Below are 16,183 nucleotides of genomic sequence, written 5' to 3'. Positions count from 1 at the left end.
AAGCGCATTTCGATTGCGGAGAGAAATGCATAAGAAATGAGTAGGAAGGCAAGCAGGCGGGGTTGACCGCTGTCGTCGCTAGCCCGCCGTTGACAGCCGCCGATACCGTCAAGAACCTCAAGGATGCGGCCAACGTCAGTGTCTCGGTCACAGTCGGCGGGTCGAAGCAGGAAAGCCGCGAGACCAACGACAGCACAACGGCCAATGGCTCCAGCGTGCGTGCCGGTGGCAACGTCACCGTTGCGGCCACCGGCGATGGCGATCAGTCGTCGCTGCTCATTCGCAGCAGCGAGATCAACGCCGGGCAGGACGCCAAGGTCACGTCCGACGGCACGCTCGACATCCTCGCGGCAGCGGACACCTCGGAGCATCACCGCCGATCCACCGGCGTGTCGGGCGGTATCGGGTTGGGCATTTCCATGGGCGCCAATGGCACGTCGATGGGGGTGACGGCCAACGCCAGCGCGTCGCGCGGCAAGGCGGACGGCAAGGACGTGACGAACCGGTCCAGCCATATCACGGCGGGCGGCGTGGCCGAGATCGTCTCTGGCGGCGACACGAACATTCGGGGCGGCACGGTGGTCGGCGAGCGAGTCGTGGCCAATGTCGGCGGCGATTTGAACATCGAAAGCCTGCAGGACACGAGTGCCTATGCATCGAAGGATCAGTCGATCAACGGCAGTGTCACCGTTGGGTTTGGTGGTGCGTCCGGCAGCATTAACGTCAGCCATCAGCAGATCAACAGCGATTTCGCCAGCGTCACGGAGCAGTCGGGGATCAAGGCAGGCGATGGCGGCTTCGATGTCACCGTCAAAGGCAACACCGATCTGACGGGTGCCGTTATCGCCTCGACCGATAAGGCGGCCGACAAGGATAGGAACCGTCTGAAAACCGGTTCGTTGACGACGCACGACATAGAAAACCACGCAGAGTACGAGGCCTTCGGCATCAGCCTGGGTGGCGGTATCAGCACGGGCGGCGGGGAGAACGCCAAAGTCGGCACGGACCAGAAGGGCAACGCGCAAACCGGCGCGAACGCGACACCGGGCAGCGAGTTGCCGAAGACGGGAGCGGTGAGCGTGGCGCCGCCGGTGGTGGTGGCGGCCGGTGATAGCGCATCGAGCACGACGCGCAGCGGTATCAGCGCGGGCGTGATCGAGATCACCGACGAAGCCAGCCAACTGGAACGAACCGGCAAGACGGCCGAGGAAACCGTAGCCGCTGTCAATCGCGACGTGTCATCGGACAAGGATGGCAGCGGCGCACTCGCCAATAAATTCGACAAGGAGCAGATCGAAACCAGCTTCGAAATCATGCGGACGCTCCAGCGCGAGGTGGGGACGTTTGTGGGGAATCGGGCTAAGGAGGCTGATGAGCTGAAAAGGGCGCGCGATAAGGAGACAGATCCGACCAAGCGGGCCGAGCTGGACTCACAACTGGCCGACGCCCAAAAATGGGGCCCGGGTGGCGATTACCGGCGTATCGCGACGGCCATTGTTGCCGCTGCTGCGGGGAACGTAACGGCCGGCATGGGCGACATGATCACGCGCGGCGCGGCGAATTACTTGCAGAGCTTGGGCGCAGAGAAGGTCAAGGCGATTGCCGATGAGCTGAATAGCGAGACGGCGCGCGCGGCCTTGCAGGGCATCGTGGGTTGTGCGGGAGCGGCGGCCTCCGGCGGCAACTGTGGCGCAGGGGCGATGGGTGCGTCGGCGAGCGTCGTGCTTAACAACCTGCTGGACAACGCGGGCGGGAAGTCAGGTAAAGACCTGAGTTCGGAGGCGAAGGAAGCGCACGCGAATCTGGTGACAAGCGTGGTGGCGGGGATTGCTGGTGCGACCGGCGCAAACGTCGCCACGGCAAGCACGAGCGCAAAAATAGAAACGGAAAACAATGCGCTAAATGTCAACGAATTCAAGGCGCTGCTTGACGAGGCGAAGAACTGCGGAGCAGCGAATAGCTGTGATGCCGTAACAAAGAAATACCGCAAGCTAAGTCTGGAGAATCAGGAGAAAGTTGCTGCTGTCTGTTCCACCGATCCAGCAGTGTGCAAAGGTGCTTTCGGCGACTATGTTTATGCCCAAGATGATTTCCGTAAGGCTCTCGACGAGGCGAGCGGCCTGGATCTTCCCGCAGGTATAAAGAACGACTTGGGGGCACACTTGGCAAACTATAGCGACGCTGTAGTTGCACTGGGTAGTGCTGAATTTGCGAACCAACTTCGCCAAAGCTATGGCATTAGTGAAGAAGCGGCAGCGACAATCACTTTGCTAGTTCAGGCTAGTTTGGGGAGCAGTGGAAAGTCGTCTTCGAGTCGCCAGTCAACCAATGCTGGCGCAGGGAAAGCAGAAAGAGTTGGATCAGCACGTATCGACAATGATTCGCGTGGAATCAGCGACAACTCGACCGTGCCGAGTATTGCACCTCGACTTGCCGTCGGGACCAGAATTGACGCGAAAGTAAAGTTGGTTGAGCAAGAAAAATTGCGATCAAGCACGGCAGAAACGTTCAAGAACGGAAAGTACTTTACCGTAGAAACAACGGAAGCCGTCACTCTATATAGAAAATTTGGGGGCAGAGGCAATCAGGCAAAATTGGACGGGGGATTCGCCGCCACGAAAGAAAACGCAAGCAGGCAAGATACAGCGATATATCCAAAATGGAGTTCCACCCGATTTGAAGCTGTCATCGAGGTGCCTCAAGGGCAGAAGTTGAATGTCGGAAAAGTAGGCAAACAACCAACGGGAAGCGATAGCCCCAAGTATAGAGGAGGAGAGGATCAGGTCCTGCTGCCACGAGGCTATCCTGTGGACTGGGTAAGATCAGTGCGCGATGGTAAAACCGGGAAGATTTACACGCTCGATGAATTTAGAGATGCATTTCCAGATCAATTTAGCAGGAGGTAAAACACAATGTCTTCAAACCCAACGTTAATAGAGGTGAGGGATTTGTTGATTCTTGTTGACAGACTCATTGCAGAACTCGAAAGGGCCGGAGAGGATGCATCCAATTACAAGGAAATAAACAGATCAAAAAACATTCTAATTAATAATGACATGCGAGCAATGAAAAATGTGAGACGACATATATTTTTTGACTTCCGCACCATTGAGGATAAGATGATTTGCGACAATTTTGTAAACAAAGCCATGGACGATATTTGTGATTTTTTTGATAATCACGAGGCATTCTCGACATAAAATCACTAAAAATAACGTTTTTCGTTGGCTAACAATCATTCTTGTTGGCGATGATTTAGGTCGCGGACGTGGCGATAAATCCCTCAATCGGAATGTAATGTGCAATCGCGGCCGCCGGAGATGGCGATCAGTCGTCGTTGCTCATTCGCGGCAGCGAGATCGACGCCGGGAAGGACGCCAAGCTCACGTCCGACGGCACGCTCGACATTCTCGCGGCGGCGGACACCTCGGAGCACCACCGTACATCAAGCGGCGTCTCGGGCGGTATCGGGGTGGCTGTCTCCTTGGGAGCCAACACCCCACCGATAGGGGTGACGGCAAGCGCTAGTGCGTCTCGCGGCAAGGCGGACGGCAAGGACGTGACGAACCGGTCCAGCCATATCGTGGCGGGCGGCGACACGAACATTCGGAGCGGCACGGTGGTCGGCGAGCGAGTCGTGGCCAATGTCGGCGGCGATTTGAACATCGAAAGCCTGCAGGACACGAGTGTCTATGCATCGAAGGATCAGTCGATCAACGGCAGTGTCACCGTTGGGTTTGGTGGTGCGTCCGGCAGCATCAACGTCAGTCATCAGCAAATCAACAGCGATTTCGCCAGCGTCACGGAGCAGTCGGGGATCAAGGCGGGCGATGGCGGCTTCGATGTCACCGTCAAAGGCAACACCGATCTGACGGGTGCCGTTATCGCGTCGACCGACAAGGCGGCTGACGAGAATAGGAACCGTCTGAAAACCGGTTCGTTGACGACGCGCGATGTGGAAAACCACGCAGAGTACGACGCCTTCGGCGTCAGCCTGGGTGGCGGCATTAGCGCGGGCTTCGGGCAGAACGCCAAAGTCGGGACGGATCAAAAGGGGGATGCGCAGACTGGCGCAACCGCGACACCGGGCAGCGAGTTGCCGAAGACGGGAGCGGTGAGCGTGGCGCCGCCGGTCGTGGTGGCGGCCGGTGATAGCGCATCGAGCTCGACGCGCAGCGGTATCAGCGCGGGCGTGATCGAGATCACCGATGAAGCCGGCCAACTGGAACGAACCGGCAAGACAGCCGAAGAAACCGTAGCCGCCGTCAACCGCGACGTGTCATCGGACAAGGATGGCAGCGGCGCACTCGCCAATAAATTCGACAAGGAGCAGATCGAAACCAGCTTCGAAATCATGCAGACGCTGCAGCGCGAGGTGGGGACGTTTGTGGGGAATCGGGCTAAGGAGGCTGATGAGCTGAAAAAGGCGCGCGATAAGGAGACAGATCCGAACAAGCGGGCCGAGCTGGACTCACAACTGGCCGACGCAACGAAATGGGGACCCGGTGGCGACTACCGTCTGATCGTCAGCGCCATCACAGCGGGCATCAGCGGCAATGTCACAGGCGCGGCCGGAGAGATGGCAACTCGTGCCACGGTGAACTACCTGCAAGGTCTCGCGGCGAAGGAGATCAAGACGCTCGGCGAAAACCTCGATCCCGCATCGAAAGCCGCGTTGCATGCAGTGACCGGTTGCGCGGGTGGCGCGGCCTCCAGTGGGAACTGCGATGCGGGTGCGATGGGTGCCGCCGCCGGATCGCTGTTAGGTAGCCTGCTCGCAACGGGTGACAAATCCAGGCAAGACCTCTCCCAATCCGAGCGTGAGGCGCGGGTCAATCTCATCACGTCCATCGTGGCTGGAGTGACGGCTGGCGTCGGAGGGGACGTTGCCACTGCGTCGATCAGTGCAAAGACAGAGGCAGAGAACAATACCTTGGGGGTCAGGGTCGTCCCGCCGCCACCTCGTCATACCGGCGGGCCACTAGGCCCAGAGGGAGGCACGCGCGGCGGGCGCGATAGCGACGACATCGATCCAACGTCTGCGGGCCGCGCCACCACACCCTCCGCAAGCGGAAACGTCGCTGAACGGCTGAAGGACGCGCTGACCAAAGCCGCGTGCGCGATCTCAGGACTGGCTTGCTCGAATCAATTGATCGTTGACGGTGTTGTCGCACGAGTCATCGGCGACGGCGCAAACGACGATAACGTCATGGGAACGCCCAACGAAGGCCCGCGCGGCGTCACCGTCACAGGGACGCCAGACACGGGAGCGAAAGGGCCAACGATCATTGGTACGCCGGATCAAGGCGAGCGCGGGGCTACGATTACCGGGACGCCGGATCAGGGGGAGAAAGAACTAACCGTCATTGCCACTCCAATTAGCGGCCCTATCATTTTCGACCCAATGTTGAGTGATGATGGTTCGCCCCCACCACAATCGTTAAGCGATGAAGACACACGCCGCTGGTACCACGCACAATTGGAAGAAATTCCGAGTAAATTAGATCCGAATGCGTCACTACGTGAACGCGCGCTGGAGGCATTTCGACTAAGAAACGAAGCAAAGATGAGAGCTCGTACATTAATGATCGATCAAGAAAAAGCGAACTCATTAGATGCACCCAAAACCTTATCTGAAGTAATTCATCGAGCTCGCGAACTCGGCTTCACTGGCGATGACATTTGGTCATACATTCTCGGAAGTTCCGGGCGATCAAATGCTTCTGTAGATCAATTACTTGGAATAAAAAGGAAAAATCAATGAAAAAACAACCCGCAATTCTTTATCGAGAATTCGACGAAAAACTGGAAATCGACGTAATAGCCGCCCCAAACTGGGATCATTTCGACTCACTACGATTATTTCTTGAACAATACTTTCAAGCAGAAATAATTAATCAGTTTGACGGACCAGGCTCTCGTGTTTGCAGTCTACGTATCGATGGCCAAGCGTTCAAGCTGGCACATGATGACGGTTATGGGAATTACATATCAACAACAAAAAGTGGTGAGCACATCGCACAGAAAATTGCGCAGGAGTTGCAGATTCGACTCGATCCCCCGTCCTTAAACAATCCAACATAACCAATGATGATTTAGTCCATCACGGTGATTGCGACGTCGTCTGCAGGAAACTGATATGTCAATAGTCGGCCATCTGGAACAGTATCGCGGGAGTATCCAATATGGATGGGGGGGGAGCGCTCCGAGAGTCAGGCAAATGTCAGCCGTGCACGTATTCAAGTGGCAAGGTCTGGTAACTCGCCTTGGGACGGGGTAGTCACGTACGCCACAATTGGTTTGAGTGACTGCGCAAAGTCAATGGATGACGGTCGTGAGGTCCGTCAGGAGTTGTTGTTCGCGGCTCATATGAAGGGCGGTCTCAAGAGTCAAGTGCAACGTTGAGCTAATCCAGCCTTTTCCAATTCCTTGGCCATTGCTTCCTCGGGCGTGTTCCAGTCGAGTGTCTGGCGCGGCCGTCCATTGAGCAATTTGGCAATGTCGTTGAGTTGTGTCTGGCTGACGCTCGAGAGATCTATGCCCTTTGGCAAGAACTGGCGCAGCAAGCCGTTGCTGTTCTCGTTGCTGCCACGCTGCCAGGGCGCGTGCGGATCGGCAAACCAGATATCGAGATTCAATCGCTTGGACAGTTCGACATGACAAGTCATTTCCGTGCCCCGATCGTACGTGAGACTCTCGCGCAGAAACGCCGGCAGCTTCTTCATCTGGCGCGTGAAACCCTCCAATGCGTCCAGGGCCGTACAGCCGTCCATACGGCACAGCACCACGAAGCGCGTCTTGCGCTCCACCAGCGTGCCCACGCAAGAACGATTGAAAGCGCCTTTGATGAGATCGCCCTCCCAATGCCCAGGCCACTGCCGCAGTTCGATCTGTTCGGGCCGATGCACGATACGCAGTTCCTCTGGCACAAAACTACGTTGAGCATTGCTCGTGCGTCGGCGCCCGCGCGCAGGCTTTTCCTGACGCAGGGCCTCGATCATTGCCTGCTTGAGCCCGCCACGTGGATGAGCATAGATCGCGGCGTAAATCGTTTCATGGCTGATACGTTGGTCGAGGTCATCGGGGTACATCCGACGAAGTCTGGCAGCAATCTGCTGCGGCGACCAGCGCCAGTACACAAGCCGGTTATGCACGTGTTGATACAGCGCATGCCCCGCCACCAGTTTGCGCCGACGCACGCTGCCTTGGCGACGGACGCGGTACGCCGTTGCAGGGCGCGTCGCGTCGTAGCACGGCGTGCTCGCGTCAATGTTGCGCGCCAGTTCACGCGAAACGCTCGACGCGTTGCGTCCAAGCAATCGGGCAATAGCTCTTGTGCTGCTGCCTTTGCCATGCTCGATCATGATGATCGCCCGTTCTTCCGCGCTCAGATGCTTGTACTTCTTCATCACAACACCCTACCTCATTCGTGGTGTTGCACTTGAAACTGGAGACTAGGCTACCTCATTCGGGGTGTTGCACTTGAAACTGGAGACTAGGGTGTCATAGGTGCGTCCATTGGCGCCGCCGTTGGGGTACGGGCCGGCACGGCTTTCGGCGGATCGGTACGAAGTACGAAGCGTGGCGACACCCGCCGTATCAGACGCCTTCGGAGCAATAGCTGGATCGCTCATTTCTGAGGTAACAACTACCACTATCCAGAAAAAAATGGATGACAGCCGAGGAAAGAAATGAAGAAAAGTAACGCAAGTCAAATAACGATTTTCATTGCAGGATCCTGCTCAATTCTAGCAGCAATGGTACTAGCCATTCGATTCATTATTTCAATATACGTATTCATAAAAAATGGAGAATTTACTTTTGGAATTGAAGACTTCACTTACTCAGCAAAGGCTGGCTTAGCCGCGGGAATACCACTCGGAATTGGATCCTGGATTTTAACAAAAATAGAAGAACACAGTAGAAACAAATAATTCAATCAATAGGAAAGATGATTCAACAGATACATCGTCACTAGTTCGCATGCGGTGGGATATTCATAAAACCAAGGAAATTAGCGAAGAAGTCGTGCCCCCTTTTCAATGAACTAGTTGACTGAGCAAGAAAAATTGACATCAACTATCTTGCCCCCTCCAAGACAGACTTTTCGGCACGCTCGACATTCTCGCGGCGGCGGACACCTCGGAGCATCACCGTACATCAAGCGGCGTCTCGGGCGGTATCGGGTTGGGCATTTCCATGGGCGCCAATGGCACGTCGATGGGGGTGACGGCCAACGCCAGCGCGTCGCGCGGCAAGGCGGACGGCAAGGACGTGACGAACCGGTCCAGCCATATCACGGCGGGCGGCGTGGCCGAGATCGTCTCTGGCGGCGACACGAACATTCGGGGCGGCACGGTGGTCGGCGAGCGAGTCGTGGCCAATGTCGGCGGCGATTTGAACATCGAAAGCCTGCAGGACACGAGTGCCTATGCATCGAAGGATCAGTCGATCAACGGCAGTGTCACCGTTGGGTTTGGTGGTGCGTCCGGCAGCATTAACGTCAGCCATCAGCAGATCAACAGCGATTTCGCCAGCGTCACGGAGCAGTCGGGGATCAAGGCGGGCGATGGCGGCTTCGATGTCACCGTCAAAGGCAACACCGATCTGACGGGTGCCGTTATCACGTCGACCGACAAGGCTGCTGACGAGAATAGGAACCGTCTGAAAACCGGCTCGTTGACGACGCGCGACATAGAAAACCACGCAGAGTATGACGCCTTCGGCATCAGCCTGGGCGGCGGTATCAGCACGGGCGGCGGGGAGAACGCCAAAGTCGGCACGGACCAGAAGGGGGATGCGCAGACTGGCGCGAACGCCACACCCGGCAGCGAGTTGCCGAAGACGGGAGCGGTGAGCGTGGCGCCGCCGGTGGTGGTGGCAGCCGGTGATAGCGCATCGAGCACGACGCGCAGCGGTATCAGCGCGGGCGTGATCGAAATTACCAACGAGGCCAGCCAACTGGAACGAACCGGCAAGACGGCCGAGGAAACCGTAGCCGCTGTCAATCGCGACGTGTCATCGGACAAGGACGGAAGCGGCGCACTCGCCAACAAATTCGACAAGGAGCAAATCGAAACCAGCTTCGAAATCATGCGGACGCTGCAGCGCGAGGTGGGGACGTTTGTGGGGAATCGGGCTAAGGAATACGAGGCGCTAAAAGCGGCCCGCAAGAACGAGACCGATCCGACAAGGATTGCGGAGTTGGACCGGCAACTTGACGACGCAGCGAGGTGGGCGCCGGGCGGACGATATCGCCAGATCGTCACCGTGATCGCAGCGGCTGCCGGAGGAAACGTCACCGCTGGCACAGGCGAATTCCTGCAGCGCGCCGCCGTGAGCTATCTGCAGACGCTCGCGGTGGAAAAGGTCAAGGAGATCGCCGACGACCTCAAGAGCGAAACGGCACGCACTGCCTTGCATGGAATCGTTGGCTGTGCCGGTGCGGCAGCCGTCGGGAGCAACTGTGGCGCAGGGGCAATGGGCGGGGCGGCGAGTGTGGTTCTCGGCAATTTGCTTAACGCCGTCGCAGATACGAGCAATGACGGGCTCTCGCAGCCCGAAAAGGAAGCCCGAATGAACCTGATTGAATCGCTCGTCGCCGGCATCACAGCCGGAACGGGTGGAAATGCCACCGCAGCGAGCATCGCGTCACGGCTGGAGCTGGAGAACAATCAGTTCGAGCTTCCGCAGGGGATCGTGAGAGCCGGAGCCGCCTCAACGTCGCTGGGCGAATTCATGGCGAAGAATGGCGCATCCGCTGAAGAAATTCAGCAAGCTCAGACAGACCTGCTCCGCGGATTGGGAACGGATGCGGCTCAGCCTGCTACGGCGTTGCTGAAAAATTGGGCAATTCTTATGGGTTCTGCCCCGTCAATAGCCGGTGGCACTACAGCGACATTGGCAAGCATCGCGGTTGGCGGCTCCATTGGCGGAACGTCAAACGCCCTAGTTCAACTAGCACTCAACGGCGAAAAAGATATGAATACGGTCGATGTACTGGTGGCAATCGCTACGGGAGCGGCTACTCAAGGCAAAGGCATCGTGGCAACCGTCTCAACAAGTGCCAGTGGCGCGGCGATAGGGGCAATCATAAAGCAGGAGGAAATCGCGGCCCCCGTCATCGGCGCAACGATTGGCGCAGGAGTTGGTAATCGCGCAGGTGCTGTCATTACCGAATCTATAAAGCGGGGAGCAGTGTCAGATGCCGTTGGAGCGGCAGGTGGTTCGTTCGTGGCCGAAGGAGTTACGACGACAATTCAAGAAATTATAAATAAAAAATAAAATGATAAAAAACACAATTAATTTAACAATACTAATAATATATTTTATGGTTGTTTTTTTCACAATCATGCTAACAACAAAGACCCTAGTTTACGCCTATTTTTTTATAAAAACTGGAACATTCTACCTTTCTTTCGACGACGTCACTTCTTCGGCGAAAGCAGGAATAGCAGCAGGCATTCCAATTGGAATTGGAACATGGTTTTTGAAGAAAATTAAGACTTCAGAAGATGATACCGAGTAGCAACCAGATCGTCAGAGTGATCGCAGCGGCTGCGGGAGGAAACGTCACCGCTGGCACAGGCGAATTCCTGCAGCGCGCCGCCGTGAGCTATCTGCAGACGCTTGCGGTGGAAAAGGTCAAGGAGATCGCCGGCGACCTCAAGAGCGAGACGGCACGCACTGCGTTGCATGGGATCGTTGGCTGTGCCGGTGCAGCAGCCGTCGGGAGCAACTGTGGCGCAGGGGCAATGGGCGGGGCGGCGAGTGTGGTTCTCGGCAATTTGCTTAACGCCGTCGCGGATACCAGCAATGACGGGCTCCCACAGCCCGAGAAGGAAGCTCGAATGAACCTGATCGAATCGCTCGTCGCCGGCATTACAGCCGGAACGGGTGGAAATGCCACCGCAGCGAGCATCGCGTCAAGGCTAGAGCTGGAGAACAATCAGTTCGAGCTTCCGCAGGGGATCGTAAGGGCCGGAGCTGCCTCGACGTCGCTGGGCGAATTCATGGCGAAGAACGGTGCATCCGCTGAAGACATTCAGCAAGCTCAGACAGACTTGCTCCGCGGATTGGGGACGGTTGCGGCTCAGCCTGCGACAGCGTTGTTGAAAAATTAGGCAACGCTCATGGCCGCAGCACCGTCCATCGCTGGTGGAGCCACAGCGACCTTGGCCGGCGTGGCGGCGGGTGCGGCTATTGGTGGAACAACTAACGTCATAGTCCAGCGAACACTCGATGGAAAGCAAGAAATGAGCACCGTCGATGTCCTTGTTGCAATTGCAACCGGAGCGGCAACTCAAGGTCGGGGCATTGTCGCGACCACGGCCACGACTGCGAGTGGTGCGGCCCTTGGCGCGACCATTAAGGGGACAAATCCAATCGAAGCGGCAACTTCCGCTGGTGCGGGAAGCGTTGTTGGCACTGGAGTCGCAAATATGATCTCCAAAAGTACTGCACCATTAATAAACAACGTTCTCACATCCGAAATCGCCGGATCAATCGGCGCTGCACTTACCACGGAAGTTGTAACCAATCGAATCGACAAGAACCTTGCAACGGAAAAAGATGAAACCACAACTAGCAACAATTAAAATGCTTTTCATTCTAGCACTTCTTTATACAACACTATTTACCTGCATGACAGCCGCCATCAGCCTGCTAATCGCAGCAACATTCATCAACAAAATTGGTTACCTTAACATAGATATGGAGGATGTCTTTTTCTCATTGAAAGCTGGAATCGCCGCCGGCATCCCAACAGGAGCTGGAATTTGGATTTCAGCAAAAATAAATGAATCATCAAAAAACAATAAACGCCCAGAATGACAAAAAACTCAAGAAAAATTTAAAAATTATCTCAAACGAATTGACGAGACGTCGAAAAAAAGCTGCAGCCGCCGCGACCGTTGCTTATCTTCCGTCGCACTCACAACGGAGTTTATCTTCAACACAGATGACATAATCTACTCATTGAAATCCGCCTGCTGCATAAGTCTATTCGGAAGCATGAGCACATGGATTTCATGGAAACTAGCGGAATTCAAGCCAAGAAAATTGGCATCTCTCCCCGCACCACGAAACCAAAAAGGCGCCACGACCGCCTCGCATGCATCCCTCACACGCGACGCCGCCGGGCGCCTCTTCATTCCACAGTCAATCGTCCCGCCTCAGCGCACTCCCATCCGCGTTTTGGCGATCAGCAGCGTCGTCAGACTCACCACCGCCCCCACCATCAGATACATCCCCGGCGCGAGCTTGTTGTCCGTCGACGCAATCAACCACGCCACCGCCAGCGGGGTAAAGCCGCCAAAGATCGTCGTACCCAGGTTGTACCCGACCGCCATGCCCGTCGCCCGCGTTCGTGTCGGGAACAACGACGAAATCAACGCCGGAATCGGTGCGAAGTACACCGCCTTCAACGTGCCCACCCACAGCATCACCACCATCATCGTCAGCAGCGACGCATGTGCATTCATGTACGCAAACGCCGGATACACCGTGAAGAAGAACAGTGTCCCCGCCGCCAGCATAATGCGAATACGCCCCACCTTGTCCGACCAATGACCGACGAACGGCGTCAGCGTCATGATGACGAAGCCCGTCACCAGCGTCGCAATGTAGCCCTGCGCCGGCGGCAATCCCAACTGTTTCGTCGCGTATGTCGGCATGTACAAGATCATGTAGTTGGCCGTCGTCGTCAGCACCAGCGCCCCAATCGACACCAACAGGCGCGACTTCTGCGTGCGCAACACCTCCCGCACCGGCGATGTGCCCGCATCGTCGCCCACCGCCTGCGCCTGGCGCTTGCGCGCCACGTCATGCTCAAACGCCGGCGTCTCGTCCACGTATTTCCGGATGTAAAGCCCGATCGGCCCGACCAGCATCCCGAACAGGAACGGAATCCGCCATCCCCACGATTCCAGTTGCGGCTGGGTCAACGCCCCGGTCAGCACCGCCCCGAACGCCGACGCCAGCAACGTGCTCGCCCCCTGACTCGCAAACTGCCAGCTCGACATGAAGCCCGGCCGGTTCGGTACGTGCTCGACGAGAAATGCCGTCGAGCTACCAAACTCGCCACCCGCCGAGAACCCCTGCAGCAAGCGCGACAAGAAAATACCCATCGGCGCCCAAACCCCAATCGCCGCGTACGTCGGCATGAAGGCGATCAGCCCCGTGCCCAAGGTCATCATCGCAATCGACAACATCAACGACGCACGACGCCCACAGCGGTCCGCATACGCGCCGAGCACAAATGCCCCCAGCGGACGCGCAAGATACGACAACGCGAACGTCCCCAGCGCCATGAGCAGCGACACCGTCGCATCGTGCGCCGGAAAGAACAACTTGGAAATCGTCACGGCAAAGTAACCGTAGACGATCAGGTCATACCACTCGAGCGCATTGCCGATCGACGTCGCGACAATCAGCTTGTACACGGGCACGTCCGCACGCGCCCCCTCGTTGCCGGCACTCAACGCACCGTTCGTTTGATCCGCCCCAGCGGCGGTCACCGAGCTGTTCATCGCGGCTTCCCCTCTTTCAGATCGACTTCCCCCAGATCCCAGAACAGACCCGCCATGATCTGCAACGCCTCGCGCGCCACCGATCCCAGCAGATGCTCGTCCGGCGCATGCTGCGAACAGGCCGGGTACGAGTGCGGTACCCACAGCGTCGGCAACCCCAGGACGTCCGCGAACACGTCGTTCGGCAGCGTGCCCCCCAGATTCGGCAGCAGCACCGGCGGCTTGCCGGTCGTCTCGCGCATCGACGCCAACGCCCACAGCACCCACGGATCTTCCGGATCGAGACGCGTCGCCATTACGCCGCGCTCGACCTCCACCTCGACCATCGGGAACCCGTGCGCGTCGAGATGCGCACGCAAGATCTCGCCCAGCCGCTCCCAGTCAGTGCCGACGACGAAGCGAATCTGCATGTGCGCATAGGCATACGGCGGAATCGCGTTGACGGGCTTTTCCGGATTGCCGGTCTTGAACGCCAGCACTTCAATGTTGTTCCAGCCGATCACGCGCTCCGTCGGCGTCAATCCCGGCTCGCCATAATCGACGTCGACCTCGGGATCGTTCGGCCCGCCCCCCACTTCCAGCCCAGCAAGCGCGCGACGCACCGACGCCGGCACCGCCGGCGGACGCAAGCCGTCGACAAGAATCTTGCCGTTGCCGTCGACAATTGACGCAATCGCGTTCGCGAGCACGACGCCAGGATTGCGCAACAGCCCACCCCAGTTCCCCGAGTGATGCCCACCGTCGCGCAAATTCAGACTGAGCTTGAAGTTGACCAGGCCGCGCGAGCCGAGAAACACCGTCGGATGTTCGGCGGCCAGTCGCGGCCCGTCGGAGGCGATCAGCACATCGGCCCGCAGTTCGTCACGCAGTTGCTCGCAAATCGCATGCAGCCCCGGCGAGCCCATCTCCTCGCCCATCTCCACGATCATCTTCACGTTGTAGCCAAGCTTGCCGCCACGTAACGCCAGCACCTCGGCCAACGCCGAGAGGTTGATCGTGTGCTGCCCCTTGTTGTCGGCGGTGCCACGCCCGTACCAGCGATCGCCCTCAACGACGATCTCCCACGGCTTCAGTCCGTCGCGCCACTGCGCGTCGTAGCCTCGCACCACGTCGCCGTGACCGTAAGTGAGGACCGTGGGCGCATCGTCGCTCTCGTGACGTTGCGCAATCAGAAACGGGCCGCCGCCCGGCACCGGGTTGGGCACGATACGCGACGTAAAGCCGAGCGCCGCCAGCGCGGGCGTCATCTCGTCGGCGAGATAAGCGTTAAGGACGTCGCCGCTGTTCGCCTCCTGACTCTCGGTCTTGTAGGCGACGCGGCGGTTGAGCGTATCGAGGAACGCGCCCGAATCGTATTGGGCGGTGGCTTGGGAAATTGCTGCGCTACGTGTCACTGCTTGTCTCCAGATGGCTTTTGAGGGCACGGCTGCCTGTCTCGCACACACTGCGACGCGTGTCGGTAGCACGCTGCAGTACAACCGGTGAGGCCATTCTAGGAGGGGGTAATTTTGACAACAATGATAATATTTCGAAGGTTTCTTTGCCATTTCGGCAAAGCAGAAAGCAGCGCCAATTCCCACGCAACAGGCGGCACCGCCCGCCCATCCGCCCATGCAAACACACGCGCTACGCTACTTTCTCGAAGTCGCTCGTACCGGCTCGCTCAGCCGCGCCTCCGAGCGCCTGCATGTGGCCGTCTCCGCCTTGAGCCGTCAGATCGCGAAGCTCGAGGAAGATCTCGGTACGCCGTTGTTCGAACGTCGTCCACGCGGCATGGTGTTGAGTGAGGCGGGCGAGTTGCTTGCCGATCATGCGCGTCGCATGCTGCTCGATGCGGAGCGCGTCACGTCGGAAATCCGGGGATTGTCGGAAGCGGGGCGCGCGACGATTCGCATCGCCAGTGCGGAAGGTGTCGCGCGGGACTTCCTGCCACAGGTCTTCGCACGCTTTCGCGAAACATACCCTGGCGCGCACTTTCTGCTCGATGTTGTCTCGCCGTTCGTCGCCACGGAGCGCGTGCGCGACGGCGAAGCGGATATCGCCGTGTGCTTCAGCGTCGCCCCGGAAAAAGGGGTGCAGGTCGTTCACACGCAGCCGGCACCGATCTATGCCTTGATGGCCAGGCAGCACCCGCTGGCCAAACGACGCGACATCGCACTGGCCGACTTGCTGCCCTACCCGATGGCGCTATCGAATGCCGGCGTGACCATCCGCCAGATGTTCGACCTGTGCTGCATTCTCGAAGGCCTGCTGTTCGAACCGGTGTTCGTGAGCAACTATCACGCCTCGCTGCACAGCTTCGTGCGCTCGGGCAACGCCGTCACACTGACCGGCCTGCTCACCGTGCGCAGCCGGCTCGCCCCGGAAGGACTCGTCGCGATCCCGATTCGAAATCCGGCGCTGCACCAACGCTCTCTGCAAGTGCAGACGATGGCCGGACGCACCCTGCCCGCCCCTGTCGAAGCGTTTCTCGGCCTGCTGATCGACGCCATTCGCGCGCCCGAAATTCTCGACAAACCCTTCGGCTAACGCAGCTGAATCGGGTTAATTGGCCGAATTGGGTGCAGCGGGTGCAGCCGCCGCATCGGGTGGATTGGGTAAGTCGGGTAGGTCGTCCTAATAGGCTGATGTCATGCCGGGGGGCGAGACACCGC

12 protein-coding genes are annotated in these 16,183 nt (G+C 58.1%); 9 read left to right on the top strand and 3 right to left on the bottom strand.

All coding sequences use genetic code 11. The features are described from left to right. Window positions 1–62 precede the first annotated feature (62 nt). From PEP31012_RS19295 to PEP31012_RS19285, 3 genes are all read left to right on the top strand, one after another. Window positions 63–2,906 (top strand): hemagglutinin repeat-containing protein, encoded by a 2,844-nt coding sequence (locus tag PEP31012_RS19295; protein ID WP_150590912.1) that lies wholly within the window; start codon window positions 63–65, stop codon window positions 2,904–2,906. 431 nt (window positions 2,907–3,337) lie between these two features. Next, the gene (locus PEP31012_RS19290) at window positions 3,338–5,764 is read left to right on the top strand and encodes a hemagglutinin repeat-containing protein (RefSeq protein WP_174978314.1); all 2,427 of its coding nucleotides are present in this window, start codon (window positions 3,338–3,340) and stop codon (window positions 5,762–5,764) included. Beyond that, window positions 5,761–6,084: a hypothetical protein gene (locus tag PEP31012_RS19285; RefSeq protein WP_150590910.1), complete on the top strand. Its 324-nt coding sequence runs from the start codon at window positions 5,761–5,763 to the stop codon at window positions 6,082–6,084. The genes PEP31012_RS19290 and PEP31012_RS19285 overlap by 4 nt, the downstream gene beginning before the upstream one ends. Window positions 6,085–6,389: 305 nt before the next feature. Here the strand turns inward: PEP31012_RS19285 and PEP31012_RS19280 are convergent, their stop codons facing one another. Continuing rightward, complete coding sequence (locus tag PEP31012_RS19280) at window positions 6,390–7,409, bottom strand: IS30 family transposase (protein ID WP_150590909.1); 1,020 nt, start codon at window positions 7,407–7,409, stop codon at window positions 6,390–6,392. A 282-nt stretch (window positions 7,410–7,691) separates the two neighbouring features. On the opposite strand from PEP31012_RS19280, the gene PEP31012_RS19275 reads away from it, so the two are divergent. From PEP31012_RS19275 to PEP31012_RS19255, 5 genes are all read left to right on the top strand, one after another. Then, entirely contained in the window at window positions 7,692–7,934 is a 243-nt protein-coding gene (locus PEP31012_RS19275; RefSeq protein ID WP_150590908.1) for a hypothetical protein, read from the top strand. 187 nt (window positions 7,935–8,121) lie between these two features. Continuing rightward, window positions 8,122–10,284 carry a hemagglutinin repeat-containing protein gene (locus tag PEP31012_RS19270; RefSeq protein ID WP_150590907.1) on the top strand — a complete coding sequence of 721 codons (2,163 nt, stop codon included), beginning with the start codon at window positions 8,122–8,124 and terminating at the stop codon, window positions 10,282–10,284. A 230-nt stretch (window positions 10,285–10,514) separates the two neighbouring features. Beyond that, window positions 10,515–11,123 carry a hypothetical protein gene (locus tag PEP31012_RS19265; RefSeq protein ID WP_150590906.1) on the top strand — a complete coding sequence of 203 codons (609 nt, stop codon included), beginning with the start codon at window positions 10,515–10,517 and terminating at the stop codon, window positions 11,121–11,123. Window positions 11,124–11,132: 9 nt separating this feature from the next. Beyond that, window positions 11,133–11,597 carry a hypothetical protein gene (locus PEP31012_RS19260; RefSeq protein WP_150590905.1) on the top strand — a complete coding sequence of 155 codons (465 nt, stop codon included), beginning with the start codon at window positions 11,133–11,135 and terminating at the stop codon, window positions 11,595–11,597. After that, window positions 11,572–11,832: an immunity protein gene (locus tag PEP31012_RS19255; protein WP_150590904.1), complete on the top strand. Its 261-nt coding sequence runs from the start codon at window positions 11,572–11,574 to the stop codon at window positions 11,830–11,832. Before PEP31012_RS19260 ends, PEP31012_RS19255 begins: the two co-directional genes overlap by 26 nt. A gap of 341 nt (window positions 11,833–12,173) precedes the next feature. Here the strand turns inward: PEP31012_RS19255 and PEP31012_RS19250 are convergent, their stop codons facing one another. Beyond that, window positions 12,174–13,529, bottom strand: a complete 1,356-nt coding sequence (locus PEP31012_RS19250) for an MFS transporter (RefSeq protein WP_246171384.1) — start codon at window positions 13,527–13,529, stop codon at window positions 12,174–12,176. Then, complete coding sequence (locus PEP31012_RS19245; protein ID WP_150590903.1) at window positions 13,526–14,923, bottom strand: M20 family metallopeptidase; 1,398 nt, start codon at window positions 14,921–14,923, stop codon at window positions 13,526–13,528. The genes PEP31012_RS19250 and PEP31012_RS19245 overlap by 4 nt, the downstream gene beginning before the upstream one ends. A 217-nt stretch (window positions 14,924–15,140) precedes the next feature. On the opposite strand from PEP31012_RS19245, the gene PEP31012_RS19240 reads away from it, so the two are divergent. Next, window positions 15,141–16,058, top strand: a complete 918-nt coding sequence (locus PEP31012_RS19240) for a LysR family transcriptional regulator (RefSeq protein WP_150590902.1) — start codon at window positions 15,141–15,143, stop codon at window positions 16,056–16,058. The last annotated feature ends 125 nt before the right edge of the window (window positions 16,059–16,183 follow it).

The sequence above is a fragment of the Pandoraea eparura genome (assembly GCF_902459725.1).
GTDB lineage: Bacteria > Pseudomonadota > Gammaproteobacteria > Burkholderiales > Burkholderiaceae > Pandoraea > Pandoraea eparura.
This window is presented reverse-complemented; position numbering and strand designations above follow the sequence as displayed.

Excerpts from the sequence above, each read along its gene's own strand:
- PEP31012_RS19285 (WP_150590910.1), top strand. The coding sequence starts at position 5,761 with ATGAAAAAACAACCCGCAATTCTTTATCGAGAATTCGACGAAAAACTG.
- PEP31012_RS19280 (WP_150590909.1), bottom strand. The coding sequence starts at position 7,409 with ATGAAGAAGTACAAGCATCTGAGCGCGGAAGAACGGGCGATCATCATG.
- PEP31012_RS19275 (WP_150590908.1), top strand. The coding sequence starts at position 7,692 with ATGAAGAAAAGTAACGCAAGTCAAATAACGATTTTCATTGCAGGATCC.
- PEP31012_RS19265 (WP_150590906.1), top strand. The coding sequence starts at position 10,515 with ATGATACCGAGTAGCAACCAGATCGTCAGAGTGATCGCAGCGGCTGCG.
- PEP31012_RS19260 (WP_150590905.1), top strand. The coding sequence starts at position 11,133 with ATGGCCGCAGCACCGTCCATCGCTGGTGGAGCCACAGCGACCTTGGCC.
- PEP31012_RS19255 (WP_150590904.1), top strand. The coding sequence starts at position 11,572 with ATGAAACCACAACTAGCAACAATTAAAATGCTTTTCATTCTAGCACTT.
- PEP31012_RS19250 (WP_246171384.1), bottom strand. The coding sequence starts at position 13,529 with ATGAACAGCTCGGTGACCGCCGCTGGGGCGGATCAAACGAACGGTGCG.
- PEP31012_RS19240 (WP_150590902.1), top strand. The coding sequence starts at position 15,141 with ATGCAAACACACGCGCTACGCTACTTTCTCGAAGTCGCTCGTACCGGC.